This window comes from Roseibium album, from assembly GCF_965233825.1.
Lineage (GTDB): Bacteria > Pseudomonadota > Alphaproteobacteria > Rhizobiales > Stappiaceae > Roseibium > Roseibium album.
Genome location: NZ_OZ247583.1, coordinates 1,890,657 through 1,903,987, shown reverse-complemented (window position 1 = coordinate 1,903,987; position 13,331 = coordinate 1,890,657). Strand labels below are relative to the sequence as shown.

The window sequence follows — 13,331 nt, the reverse complement described above, 5'->3', positions numbered from 1 at the left end:
AGGCAGAGTGTCAGGAAGACTTGAGACCATAATTGGCAACGGCGCCCAGCACCTCATCGATCTCACCCCTTGACAGGATGTGGGGAGTGCCGATCGATTGGCTGACGATGAAGGCACGCGCAAGGACTTCAAGTTCTTCCATCCGCCAGAGCGCCTTTTCAAGCGTCTCGCCGACGACGACCGCGCCATGATTGGCCATGAGGCAGCCGTGGCGTGAAGCCATCGCACCGGTTACATGATCCGCCAGATCCTGGCTTCCGAAAAGCGCATAGTCCGCCAGGGGTACGGTGTTGCCGCCGAAAATCGCAATCATGTAGTGGCACGCGGGAATTTCCGACCGGTTGATCGAGAGCGCGGTGCAGTGCACAGGATGCGCATGTACCACGGCGTGCATGTCGGGTTTGCTCCGCAGCAAGGCCTGATGAAACTGCCACTCGGTGGACGGCGGATACGGACCCTTGTTCTTCCCTTTTCCCTTAAGGGAAATCGAAACGAGCATGTCAGGTGTCATGCTGTCATAAGGAATACCCGAGGGCGTGATAATCATCCTTTTGCCGACCCGGGCGGAGATGTTTCCCGATGTTCCCTGATTGATGCCTCTCGTGTTCATTTCCTTGCAGGTATCGATGATCGCTTGACGCAATTCCGGAGTGTCTTTGTAGGGTGCCCTAAGCATTGTCGTCCGCCAGTTTCAGTAATTCGGCCGCAGTCTGGGAGCAGGTGGCCACGTGCGTGGCATAGCCTCCGCGAATGGCTGCCAGCATCGGCTCAGCCCGGTCAGGGCCGGATCCGACCAGGAGCCCGATCTCCTTGTTGCGCATCTGTTCGAGCGTGACCGCGATCATGCGGTCCTCGATGTCCCGATCAAGACCATTGCCATTGTGATCGATCAGCCGGCCACAGATGACCCCAATGGCGCCATCAGCAGCGCAGGCGTCGATATCTGTCCTGTCAAGAAGACCCGTGTGAACCACGTGGCTGTCGTCCCCACACGTGCCGCAGGCGAAAATCGTCTTGTTGCAATTCGCCACAGCCTCCAACTGTGCCTGAATGACCGGTTCCTGCTTAAGCTGCTCGACAAGCTTCCTGTCCGACAGGATCAGCGGAACATGCAGATTGACGCAGTGGGCGCCATACCGCCTTGCAAGGGTTGCCGAACAGGTTTCCGCGGCAAAGCCAAGCGCTGCCGGCCGCGAGCCGACCAGCTGGACGATGGTCAGGTCTTCCAGGGTAATGCGCGGCGCAGCCTCGGCGACCCTGTAGACGGTCTCGCCCCAGGCAACCCCAAGCCGGTCGCCCGGTTCCAGCAGGCTCGGCAACCAGTCGGCCACCGCACGGGTCACGCGCTCCAGAGATTGTTCCGCGCCATCAGGCGAAGATGGAATAACCACTGCATCCCCAAGCCCGAACCGATCGACAAGACGACGAGCCAAGTCCTGGTTTCGGAATACATCGGTGTCGAGCGAGATGCGGACATAATCCCGTTTTCGGGCTTCCGCCAGATAATTGACCACCGTGGCCCGTGAAATTCCGAGACGTTCGGCAATCTCGTTCTGGTTCATTCCGTCCTGATAGTAACACCAGGTGACCTCGACTATCGCGTCCTCCTGCGTGCGGGCGCGCGCGGCCGCTCCACGCGCATTGCCCCTGGATTCCGTTAGTCGCGACTTGGACGGGCCAGGGCTCATGCGCTCCTGGCAACCTTCGCCAGGTCGGGAAAAAGCCCGGCGAGCCCGTCGGCACTCGCCTCGCACACACCGCGCTCGGTGATAAGGCCTGTCACCAGATGGTTCGGCGTTACGTCGAAGGCCGGATTGCCACCGGGCGTACCATGCGGAGTGACCTGCACCTGCCCGATCCTCCCATCCTCTGTCAGCCCCTGGACGTGAGTTACCTCACGTTCCAGTCTCTCCTCGATCGGAATTTCGGCAACCCCGTCCTCCACGGTCCAGTCAATCGTCGGCGAAGGCAGTGCGACGTAAAACGGAACATCATTTGCCTTTGCCGCAAGCGCCTTCAGATAAGTGCCGATCTTGTTGCAGACATCTCCACGACGGGTGGTACGATCCGTTCCGGTAATGACGAGGTCGACCTGGCCATGCTGCATCAGGTGCCCACCCGCGTTGTCGGTTATGTATGTGTGCGCAATCCCGTGACTGCCGAGTTCCCAGGAGGTCAGAGCGCCCTGATTCCGCGGACGTGTTTCGTCAACCCAGACATGGATCGCAATATTTTCATCATGCGCCTGATACATCGGGCTCGTTGCGGTGCCCCAGTCGACTGTCGCGATCCAACCGGCGTTGCAATGGGTGAGAATACGCACAGGTTCACCATCGGGTTTTCCGGCCGCGATCCTGCGGATGATTTCCAGTCCGTTCTGACCAATGCGGTAATTGATATCCACGTCTTCGTCGGAAATCTCGTGAGCGAGCTGCAATGCCGCTGCAGCTCGATCACCTACGGGAAGCGCCTTGAGTTTTGCGCGGCAGCGATTGAGCGCCCAGCGCAGATTGATGGCTGTCGGACGGGTCTTGTCCAGGTACTCCCAGGCCTTGTCGAGATTCTCATCGGATGGATCCGACCCGGCGGCCAGGGCCATGCCATAGGCAGCGGTGGCGCCGATCAGCGGCGCACCGCGCACACGCATTTCAACGATCGCGTCGGCAAATTCCTGAAGCGTGTTGACCTGCTGCACCCGAAACTCGTGCGGCAACCAGCGCTGATCGATAATTTGCAGCGCGTCCTTGTCCTCATCCCACCAAAGCGAGCGGTAGTGGGTTCCGTTGACCTTCATAGGATGTCCTTCTTGTTGACCTGGCGTGCAAGCCTCAGCAATTCTTCCACGGACCCGAGCGTGCCGGCATTCCGGATCAGGTCCGTGCCCATCTGGAGATTGCGCGCTTCCAACGCTGCCTTGACTTCCTTGTCCTCGATGTCTTCGAAATCGGCATTATGGGCAAGAGAAAGCGTCCGGCGATGCATCTCGATACCGCAAAAGCCGAGGGCGTCTACCCAGATCTCCGCAAGAAGGTCTGCGCACGCCTCCTCCGACTGATGCCCCTGCCCTTCAAACAAGGCTTCCGGATAGAGCATGCCGGTGCGTTCAGTTTTCCAGAGATGATCGAATTCTTCCTCGAATGTGTTCACCGTTTCCGCAATGACGGACAGAAGCCATTCCTGATAGTCGTCCAGACTGGCTGCTTCCCTGTGCGCCGGCTGGCTGAAATAGGCCATGAGAAAGTTCGCCAGAAGCATCCCGATATCGAAACCCATCGGGCCGTACTGGACGAATTCGGGATCGATAATGCGGCTTTGCGTTCCAGTGGACATGATCGATCCGCTGTGAAGGTCGCCGTGCACCATTGTTTCGGTGTTCGAGGCGAATTTCATCATCAGGCGTTGCACTTTCGCCTTCAGGCGCGCATCGGACCGCAAGCTGGAAACGACCGGGTCGAGACCGTCGGTATGATGGTTCATTTCCGCGTCGTGATACGGATCGGTAAAGACCAGTGCTTCGGTGATTGCCGGAATTTCGATATTGCCGGCAAACAGGCCAACGTCCTTTTTCTTGTCGGGACTCTTCATGGAAAGCTCGGACCCGCGAAATGCCGTGCGGGCACAGAACCTGCCGAGAAAACCGCCAAGCCCCTCGACCTTTTCCCCGTCGATCAGTTTCCGGCGCAGAATCTTGTGCGGTGCCAGGAATTCCATGACGATCAGCGCCTGCGTTTCGTCGAAATAGTAGACCTCCGGGACGGACCCGGGATCCCTTTCCGCCTGCCGCACCAGGGCATGGTTTTCAAAAAAGGCACGGTAAAGCGGCAATGGCCAGCTGTCCCCGACGAGGCGGACATATGGCAATGCCTGCTTGACGATGACGGTTCCTTCCGGGCCTTCGACAATGAAAACCAGGTTCAGATTGCCGTCGCCAACTTCGCGCACAACCCAATCTGCCGGATCGGATCCGATCCGTTCAACAACGGCGTCAATCGAGGCAAGACGGCCTCCGAGCGTTTCCGGCGTCAAAGGCTGATACTGGTCCGGCGTATCCATGACTGTGATCATTCCTCCCTGTTTCCGTCCCGATAATGATCAAGATTGTTCAAAAGTCAACTTGGTTGACAAATGACTATATTGCGTGTTGTAACACTATCCAACGGGAGTGGAGCTCGTGAAATATTGGGAGGAACGGTGAAAAACGTCACCTGCAAACTCCGCGGTCTGGAAAAGTCCTTCGGGCAGAATCACGTTCTCAAGGGCATCGATCTGGATTTGCGGTCCGGCGAAGTAACGGCATTGATGGGAGCCAACGGCGCGGGCAAGTCGACGCTCGTAAAGGTGCTGTGTGGCTATCACTTTGCCGATGCAGGACACATTGAGCTGGGTGGCGAACCATTCGCTCCGACCGACGCGGCCGACGCCATTTCAAAAGGCGTGGTTACAGTCCACCAATCCATCGACGACGGCGTGATCCCGGACCTGGACGTGGCGACAAACCTGACCCTCGACCGATTGACGGAACCCGGTGTCGGCTTGTTCGTCAATGACCGAAAGCTGCGCCGGCAGGCACGCGAGGTCGCAGAAGGCATGGGGCTGACGATGGATGTACGCATGCGCGTCGCAGATCTCGATGTTGCCGACCGTCAGATGATCGCCATCGCACGCGCCATGGCACGGGCACCGAAACTGCTCATTCTCGACGAGCCCACTTCGTCCCTGTCGTCATCGGAAGCAGAACGCCTGTTTGCTCTGATCGACAGGCTGCGCGCGGAAGGGGTGGCCATCCTCTATATATCCCACCGCATGTCGGACATCCGTCGGGTGGCCGACCGGATCATTTCCATGCGCGACGGGGCCATTTCGGGCCTGTTTGAGACCGATCCGCTCGACTATGTCGGTGCGGTCAATGCCATGCTCGGACACCAGATGACCGAAGTGGATATCGATCCTGTCGAAGGTGGTGAACCTGTTTTGCGGATCGAAGGCCTGAAACTTTTCGAAGACAGCCGGGAAATCGACTTCGAGGCCCGGGAGGGCGAAGTTGTCGCGTTTACCGGACTGCTCGGTTCCGGCAAGACACGTCTGGCTGAAATCATCTACGGACTTTCAGAGCCCGCGGCGGGACGTCTTCTTCTAGACGACAAGGATTACCGGCCGCACGGGGCCGGTGATGCGGTTTCAAAAGGCGTGTTCATGTCTCCCAAGGACCGTAGCGTGAATGCCGTCGTCCCCGATTTCGATATCGCCAACAACATGACAGTACCGTTCCTCGGTGCCTTCAGCGGCCTTTCGTTTTTGAACGACAAGGCGCAACGTCGTTCCACGGATGACATGATCGACAAGATCGGTGTCGTCTGCCAGTCCAATTCCGATGGTATCGACACGCTGTCGGGTGGCAATCAGCAGAAGGTCATGATCGGGAGGTGGTTACTCAAGGCTTCCAGGGTCCTGTTGCTCGACGAACCCTTTCAGGGTGTCGACATTGGCGCTCGGCGCGACATCGGGCGGTATATCCGACAAACGGCAAACGGGCGGACAACTCTCGTCTTCGTTGCCGAGATCGACGAGGCACTGGAAATAGCAGACCGGATCGTGGTTCTGAACGAAGCGGCAATTGCCGGTGAACACAAAAACAAGAACGTGGACCTGAACAGCCTGGTTGCGGATGTGTCCGGCCCCGGTGAGCGGCTGGCTCTCGCAGGATGATATTTGAAAAATGAACAAGAACGCACTCGATTTTGCCATCAAATACGGCTTTCTGATCCTGCTCGGCGGGCTCGCACTCTTCTTTTCGCTTTACGCAAGCGGCTTTGCCAGCCCGCGCTCGGCCGTCTTCATTCTACAGTCCGTCGCCATCACCGGAATTCTGGCATTGGGCGTGACCTGTACGCTTGTTGTCGGTGGATTTGATCTTTCCATCGGCTCGGTTGCGACCTCCGCCCTGATGTTGTCGGCCTACACGATGGTCATTCTCGAACAATCCGCCTTCGTGGCCGTTGCGGTGTGCCTTCTCATGGGTGCCCTTGTCGGGCTGGTGAACGGTCTTCTGATCGTCAAGATGCGGGTCCCGGACCTACTCGCAACGCTTGGCATGATGTTCCTTCTGATCGGCTTGCAGCGCATTCCGACACAAGGCAATTCCATCGCAACCGGCATGAGCCTTGAAGACGGATCCGTTGCCGAGGGCACTTTTTCGGCAGCGTTCCTGTGGCTTGGCCGCCATCGGTTCGACCTGTTCCTGGATCGACTGGTTCCCGTGCCGGTCGTGGTTTTTCTGCTGATTGCCCTGCTGATCTGGCTGTTTCTCGGCTACACCCGGCACGGTCGGCTGATGTACGCGATCGGCTCCAACGAACGGGCGGCGGGTCTCGTCGGCACGAATGTCCATCGTTACAAGATCGTTGCCTACATGATTTCCGGAATGCTGGCGTCCGTCGGCGGCATTCTGCTGGCTGCGCGCCTCGGGCGCGGCGACATCGCGTCCGGAAACAACCTTCTGCTCGACAGCGTGGCCGCCGCCCTGATTGGATTTGCAGTTCTGGGCGCGGCACGTCCGAACGCGTTCGGGACGGCGGCCGGCGCGCTCTTTGTCGGGATTCTTCTGCAAGGGCTGACCATGATGAATGCCCCCTACTACATGCAGGATTTTGTAAAGGGGGCCGTACTGGTCGCGGCCCTCGTTTTCACATTCTACCTGTCCTCGCGACGCGGTGGCAGGAGAACAGCGTGACGCCCGCAAGGCGCCGTTCATATTGGGAGGAAACAATATGCTCAGACGTGATTTGATGAAAATGGCCCTTGTGGCCGGACTTAGCTTCACTGGAGGCAGCGCATTTGCTGCGGATATGCCGGCTCCCTTCGACAAGCCGGAAGAGGTAAAGATCGCGCTCGTCCGTTATCTCTCAACCGGTGACTTCTTCCAATCCTACCTGTCAGGTGTCGAAAAACAGGCCGAGGCGCTCGGCGTCGACCTGCGTGTCTTCGACAGCCGTCAGGACGCGGCGCTTCAGGCCGACATGGTGGATCAGGCAATTGCGCTTGGTGTTGACGGGATCGTCATCCAGCACGGGCTGACAGAATCCATGAAACCTGCCGCGCAACGTGCCGTCGATGCCGGTATCAAGGTTGTTGCCTTTGACGTGAATGTCGAAAACGATGCCATTCCGCAGGTCGAACAATCTGACTACATGCTCGGAAAGCTGGCCCTTGAGCAGGCCATCAAGGACAATGGAGATACCTTTACTGCGGGATATGTCTATGTTCCCGGTATCGCACCGCTTGATCGCCGGGACGTTGCCTGGAAGGAAGTCAAGAAAGACAACCCGGGCATCAAGGAAGCGGCCATGTTCGGCACGCTCGACAACCCGATCGCCAATTCCGTTGCCAACCAGGCGCGGTCCGTGTTGCAGGCGAACCCGACGATCAACGTGGTATTCGCGCCCTATGATGAATTTGCAAAAGGCGTGAAAATCGCGGTTGACGAAGCCGGCCTGAGCCAGGATATCAAGATCTATTCCGCAGACGTCTCAACAGCCGACATTTCCGCGATGCGCGAGCCTGACTCAGCGTGGGCCGCTACCGTCGCCACCAACCCCGCCGTGGTTGGCGAAGTCAGTGTTCGCACACTTGCCCTGATGCTCGCCGGTGAAGACCCGGGCAAGCAGGTCATCGTTCCGCCAACCCTGATCACCCAGGACTTCCTCAATGAGCAGGACGTGCGCAACATGGGAGACCTTGGCGAAAAGATGCCCCAGTTCCAGCACGCGGACGTTTCTGTCGCCGAGTGGATCCCGCTGCCGAAACGCTGAGTTGGACGTCTTGAATAATGAAACCCGGCACCTGGTGCCGGGTTTTGTTTTGCCTCGCAACATTGACGTCTGTTTTGCAATCCTCATCAGTTTGAAGCGCTATCAAAACCTGCCTTTCATTCAAACTGCTCGACGCCTAAGCCACTCATATTCCTTACTTTTCAATGCATTTTTGTTTTGTTTGCCATGCGCCTCATGCAACACTCGATGCAGAACTCGGCATATCTGCGATGCGTGAAGAAATCGCCTTCTCCCGACGGAATTGCAGTGTTCAGAAATAACAGGAAGACGTGTTTTACCGGGTCAGCGCGACCGGTGGCGGAGGATTGCAACGGCCAAGAATGAAACGCAAACCCAGAACGTCAGAAATCAGGATTGAAGACCCGGGGCTGTTTGTTTGCAGATATGAGCACGGCCGGGACCCGGCCGGATTCCCAGGGTATGTCCATAACAAGTTCTGAAAATCAAACCCTGTTTCCCGAGCCGCACAACCGGTCTTTGACATTTCAATCCAATTCTTTACGCTCAAATTCATACGACGAGTACCCGCCTGGTTCACGCGGTCTCAAATCTCACTCCAGACAGAATTGCGAACCCCATCATGACCGAGGCCAAGAGCGGCGACACGGTACAACTACACTATAAGGGCACGCTGGACGACGGCTCGGTTTTCGACAGCTCGGAAGGTCGCGAACCACTGGAATTCACGGTCGGTTCAGGTCAGATCATTCCGGGTCTCGACCGGGAAATCGCTGGAATGAAGGTTGGTGACGAAAAAACCGTGCGCATCGAACCGGAAGACGCCTATGGGCCTTCCGACCCTGCAGCAAGGCAAACGGTGCCGCGCGCGACGATACCTGCCAACATCCCGCTGGAAGTCGGACTGCAACTGCAGGCGCAGACCGAGAACGGCCAGACAATGTCCGTCACCGTCGTCGAAATCTCCGACGACGAAGTCGTGATGGACGCAAATCATCCACTGGCAGGAAAAGCGCTGACATTCGAGATTCAGCTGACGGGGATCAGCTGACCTGACATGAGAGACGGTCGAAACAGTCTCTCCGCCATGCCGGCAAATCCGCGGTCGAGCCCTGCTCGACCCTGGATTTGGCAAGCCGCAAAGTTTGCCTGCCTCCCTCGCTCCAGGTCCAGGCATGCCGGTTAAGTATCGGGCGATTGGTCCTGCAGGCTCGACTGATCCACCAATTCGCCCTCGGGCAACTGATAATAGTCGCCCTTGGTCTCGGGATAGAGCTGTCTGTCCATCTTCAGACCAGTGTTTCCGTCGATTGTTCCAGCCATAACCGAAACATAATCACTGCCATGCCTTCTCCAGAAAAGCTGGCTGCCACAGGTCTTGCAGAACCCTCGCTCTGCCGTTTCAGACGATTGAAACCATGTGACATTTTCAATCCCCTGAAGTTCCACGAAACTCTTCAACACCTGTGTTGCTGCAACGTAGTGGCCTGATGCTTTTCTGCATTGGTTGCAATGGCATCCGACAATTGATCTTGGAGAACCCGAAATCCGGTATTTCACCCGGCTGCAAAGGCAACTTCCGCGCATTGTTTTCTCCCGAACTGAAGACTTCAGTCTAGATCCGGCAGGAAACGTCGCGCCTGTCAAAAACGGAGAATGATTGAGAAAATGCGACTTCCGCAAGGTACCCGCAGTTTCGGATCTCGCGGAATGTTCTCCTCAAGAGTTTGCTTCCAACAAAACGAAGGCTGCCAGCGCGCCGAAAGAAATCACGCTGAACCAACCGTCAGGCAAAGGCTCCTAGCCGCTCGGGCGATCCCGCACCAGCGTCTCTTCCATGAACACCACATAGATGACAAGGCCGACCGCCGCTGTCGCCGCGAGGCTTAAAAAGCCGACCGTGTAGCTGGTGTATTGCACGATATACTCGGCAACTATGTTGCTGAGGGATGCCCCGATTCCGATCAGCATTGCCAGAACGCCCTGGGCGAAATTGAACCGTCCCGTCCCGGCGGTGATATCGGCCAGAACCAGGAGAAACACCATTGCGAAGATACCATTGGCAACCCCGTCAAGAGCCTGAATGGCAACGAGCGCGAATGTGTTGTCGAACTGGCTGAACAGAATTCCCCGGATCGGAAGCACTAGAAACGCGATCAGCAACAAAGGCTTGCGCCCCCAGACGTCCGCTTTTTTTCCGCAGAAGATCGCCATGACGATCATCACCAGTTGCGCGGCAATCACACAGGCCGCCGTAAAGGCAACCCCATGCTCGGCGTCACTGTTGGACGACAGTTTCTGGCTGACCAATGGCAGCATGGAGGCATTGGCAGAATGAAACAGGAAGATGCAGATCGCGAAAACAAACAGCCGCCTGTCTTCGAAAAGACTCAAGATACCTTCCGGGGCTTTTTCACCCGCATTTTCCTCCGCGACACCGCCACGGGCCAGGTCGTGATCAATCTCATCCTTGTTGATCAAAAGCGCGCAGACAATCATGCCGCAGGCCATGGCCGCCACTAGCCAGAAAACCCCGAGCGCTGACCAGGTCAAGGCAAGAATGGCCGCAAGCATGGCCGCGATCATGTTACCGGCATGGTTCCAGGCCTGGTTGGCGCTGGTCTGCCTGGTGAAATAGGCGTGCCCGACCAGCCCGAGGGTGACGGCGGCAATCAGGGGGCCAAGAAAGGCAGACGCCGAGCCGATCAGAATCTGTGCCGTATAAACTGTAAAAGCATCATTGAACACCAGAATGCCGATCGTGCTGCACGCAATCGCGATGGCGCAGCCGATCAACAACGTCCGCTTCCACTTGACTGTGTCGACAATGGCACCGGCCGGTGATTGCATGACGACGGTTGCGATACTGCCGGCAGCGAGCGCGATCCCGATCGAACCGGGCGACCAGTGTTGAAGCGTCAGAAGATAAATTGCGAGATAAGGGCCGATCCCGCCCACGACATCTCCGGCGAAGAAATTCACGCCGAGCAACGATCTATTCAACTGCATGACTTTCGCCCCGGAACCGGTATGAGTTTTTACGTAGTACAGGACTATCACAAACGGAAATTTAATTTTGCATTTATATCCTTGCAAAAATAGACTAACAACGGTCTTCAATAGAATAACCATGAGAAATAGTTAGATGCCTTTAAGTTTAATTGTATCTATATTTGTTTTTTTCATGATTGCGATCCGGCAATGGTTGCCGGATTGGCTTAAGATCTGGATGATCATGACAATCGGCGCAGTTATCGTGCTTGTCACAGGTAATATTTCGCCTTCAGAAGCATTGAATGCGGTGGATTGGGATGTAATTGCCTACCTGTTTGGTGTTTTCGCGATCTCTCACGCGCTGTTTGCCTCCGGGATATCGGAAAAGGTCAGCAACTGGATATGTGCCGACTCACGTTCCATTCCGCAGATCCTGTTCTTCTTCATCCTGTTCGTGACCGCCATCTCGGCCGTCCTGACCAACGATGCCGCCGCGGCGATTGGAACACCAATCGCCATTGCCATCGCAGCGAGCCTCGGCATTTCGGCAGCACTGCCATTGATCGCCCTTTGTGTTTCCGTGACGGTCGGAAGCATGTTTTCGCCTGTCGGCAACCCCCAGAATCTGCTGATCGTCGCAGATGGACACTTCACCAATCCGGTTGGCGTCTTTCTGGAGTGGCTCGCCGTTCCGGCGCTGATTTCACTCGTCTTCACGCTGTTGTGGTTCTGGTTCTGCTTCAAGAGAGCGCCGAAGGGAGGAGCTCCGGAACATGTCACTCCGGACGAACAAACAATGCGCCGCTGGCCAGCGCTTCTTGCCACGGGTCTGTTGTGCGTACTTGTCCTGACGGACAGTATCGCCCATGACAGCGACTGGCTGCCGGACCTGCCGCTCGGTGCACTGAGCCTGATTGCGGCAATCCCGCTGTTTGTATTTTCATCGCAACGGGTTCAACTGGTAAAGGAAGTTGACTGGCACACGCTGATCTTCTTCGTTTCCATGTTCATCGTGACCGGCGCCGTGCTGAAATCGGGTGCCTTGCAGGAATGGCTCAGTCCCTGGCACGACCAGCTGGGCGAACCCATCCTGGTTACATCCATTGCGTTTTTCGGCAGCCAGGTCTTCTCGAATGTTCCACTGGTGGAAATCTATCTGAACCTGCTGCGGGACCACGACACCCCGACCCTGATGCTTTTGTCGGGTATTTCCACCCTTGCCGGCAATCTGTTCATTTTGAGCGCGGCCAGCAACGTCATCATTGTTCAGCAGAGCGAAAAGCACGGCGTGACCCCGTTCCAGTTCTGGCAATTCACGCGCTATGTCTTGCCCGTGACTGTCGTCTCCCTGCTCGTCTGTTATCTCTGGGTCGCATTTCTGGTCTCTGTTTCCGAGTAAGGCAAGATGCCGGATATGTGGTGAATTATTGCCACCCCTGCCCGAAACCGCCGCAATCTGATGCCAAAGTCGGATTAAGCGATTGCAATTTCCACGCCACTCACCCTATGTATGCTGTTGGTTTTCATAGGATCTTAGTCGGAGCAAACTGTTCATGCCTGTTGATGTTGACGCGCTGGTGGATAGACGACGTTTGCGGCGCAAGGTGACTTTCTGGCGCGTCGCGACATTCATCGTGATCGCAGGAGCTCTTGTCGCTGGCCTCGCCTACGTCTCAGGTGTTTCCGGCCTGTCCAAGCGGTCGGCACATATCGCGCGGATCCCAATTGAAGGCGTGATCATAGAAAACCGCAAAACGCTGCAGATGATCGAGAAGATCAGCAAGGCCGACGCGGTCAAGGGCGTCGTGATCTCCATCAATTCGCCCGGAGGCAGCACAACCGGCGGCGAAGCGCTTTACCTGGCGCTGCGCGACCTGGCCGAAAAGAAACCGGTGGTCGCCGAGATCCGCACGATCGGAACGTCCGCAGGCTACATGGTTGCCCTGGCGGCCGATCACATCGTTGCGCGCTACAACACCATTACCGGCTCGATCGGTGTGCTGTTTCAATTCGGCAATCTGGAAAAACTTCTGGAGACGGTCGGTGTTCAAATGGAAGCGGTCAAGAGTGCACCTCTGAAAGCCGAGCCTGATTTTTATTCGGAAGCAAGCCCACAGGCGCGCGCCATGCTGCAGTCTCTTGTAAATGACTCTTATGAATGGTTTGTCGGACTGGTCGCCGAACGACGAAAGCTGGATCCCGCGACGGCAAAACAACTTGCCAACGGTCGCGTCCTGACCGGCCACTCCGCGCTGGAAAACAAGCTGGTTGATGCCATCGGCGGCGAAGACAAAGCTGTCGAATGGCTGGTCGCGGAAAAGGGCGTGACCAAGGATCTTCCGGTCGTCACATGGACGACAAATGAAAATCTTGACGAGCTGCCGTTTTCCTCCCGGATCTCCCGTGAATTCGGAAAAGGGATCGGATCTGCCATCATAAACCCGTTAAATGACGCTAAGGGGCTGATTCCTCGAGGCCTTACGCTTGACGGGCTCGTATCCGTTTGGCAGGCTTCTGACGCGGCAGAACAAAAACCGTAAGCCAGGGGGC

Annotated in this window: 12 protein-coding genes; 6 read left to right on the top strand and 6 right to left on the bottom strand. The window is 56.8% G+C overall.

The genetic code is table 11. The features are described from left to right. Positions 1–10 precede the first annotated feature (10 nt). From ACO6TI_RS08870 to mtnK, 4 genes are read right to left on the bottom strand one after another with little or no spacing between them, the layout of a single operon-like run. Positions 11–676, bottom strand: a complete 666-nt coding sequence (locus ACO6TI_RS08870) for a class II aldolase/adducin family protein (protein WP_196898614.1) — start codon at positions 674–676, stop codon at positions 11–13. Continuing rightward, positions 669–1,688 (bottom strand): sugar-binding transcriptional regulator, encoded by a 1,020-nt coding sequence (locus tag ACO6TI_RS08865; RefSeq protein ID WP_108873310.1) that lies wholly within the window; start codon positions 1,686–1,688, stop codon positions 669–671. Before ACO6TI_RS08865 ends, ACO6TI_RS08870 begins: the two co-directional genes overlap by 8 nt. Then, the gene (gene mtnA / locus ACO6TI_RS08860; protein WP_422384773.1) at positions 1,685–2,794 is read right to left on the bottom strand and encodes an S-methyl-5-thioribose-1-phosphate isomerase; all 1,110 of its coding nucleotides are present in this window, start codon (positions 2,792–2,794) and stop codon (positions 1,685–1,687) included. The genes ACO6TI_RS08865 and mtnA overlap by 4 nt, the downstream gene beginning before the upstream one ends. Then, on the bottom strand, positions 2,791–4,065 hold the full coding sequence (gene mtnK / locus ACO6TI_RS08855) for an S-methyl-5-thioribose kinase (RefSeq protein WP_422384772.1): 1,275 nt from the start codon (positions 4,063–4,065) through the stop codon (positions 2,791–2,793). The genes mtnA and mtnK overlap by 4 nt, the downstream gene beginning before the upstream one ends. A 126-nt stretch (positions 4,066–4,191) precedes the next feature. Here mtnK and ACO6TI_RS08850 point away from each other — a divergent pair, with 126 nt between their 5' ends. From ACO6TI_RS08850 to ACO6TI_RS08835, 4 genes are all read left to right on the top strand, one after another. Beyond that, positions 4,192–5,706 carry a sugar ABC transporter ATP-binding protein gene (locus ACO6TI_RS08850; protein WP_235808786.1) on the top strand — a complete coding sequence of 505 codons (1,515 nt, stop codon included), beginning with the start codon at positions 4,192–4,194 and terminating at the stop codon, positions 5,704–5,706. Positions 5,707–5,716: 10 nt separating this feature from the next. Beyond that, positions 5,717–6,730, top strand: coding sequence for an ABC transporter permease (locus tag ACO6TI_RS08845; protein ID WP_055119329.1), 1,014 nt, complete (start codon positions 5,717–5,719; stop codon positions 6,728–6,730). 37 nt (positions 6,731–6,767) lie between these two features. After that, a complete protein-coding gene (locus ACO6TI_RS08840; protein ID WP_029064253.1) occupies positions 6,768–7,808 on the top strand; it encodes a substrate-binding domain-containing protein in 1,041 nt (346 codons plus the stop codon). 601 nt (positions 7,809–8,409) lie between these two features. Then, the gene (locus tag ACO6TI_RS08835; RefSeq protein ID WP_104701437.1) at positions 8,410–8,838 is read left to right on the top strand and encodes an FKBP-type peptidyl-prolyl cis-trans isomerase; all 429 of its coding nucleotides are present in this window, start codon (positions 8,410–8,412) and stop codon (positions 8,836–8,838) included. A 131-nt stretch (positions 8,839–8,969) separates the two neighbouring features. Here the strand turns inward: ACO6TI_RS08835 and ACO6TI_RS08830 are convergent, their stop codons facing one another. Both ACO6TI_RS08830 and ACO6TI_RS08825 read right to left on the bottom strand, forming a co-directional pair. After that, the gene (locus ACO6TI_RS08830) at positions 8,970–9,374 is read right to left on the bottom strand and encodes a GFA family protein (protein ID WP_108873306.1); all 405 of its coding nucleotides are present in this window, start codon (positions 9,372–9,374) and stop codon (positions 8,970–8,972) included. A gap of 213 nt (positions 9,375–9,587) precedes the next feature. After that, positions 9,588–10,796 carry an MFS transporter gene (locus ACO6TI_RS08825; RefSeq protein WP_422384771.1) on the bottom strand — a complete coding sequence of 403 codons (1,209 nt, stop codon included), beginning with the start codon at positions 10,794–10,796 and terminating at the stop codon, positions 9,588–9,590. A 136-nt stretch (positions 10,797–10,932) separates the two neighbouring features. Between ACO6TI_RS08825 and ACO6TI_RS08820 the strand changes: the two genes are divergently transcribed. Further along, on the top strand, positions 10,933–12,180 hold the full coding sequence (locus tag ACO6TI_RS08820) for an SLC13 family permease (protein ID WP_104701434.1): 1,248 nt from the start codon (positions 10,933–10,935) through the stop codon (positions 12,178–12,180). 154 nt (positions 12,181–12,334) lie between these two features. Further along, a complete protein-coding gene (gene sppA, locus ACO6TI_RS08815; RefSeq protein WP_029064248.1) occupies positions 12,335–13,321 on the top strand; it encodes a signal peptide peptidase SppA in 987 nt (328 codons plus the stop codon). Positions 13,322–13,331: the final 10 nt, after the last annotated feature.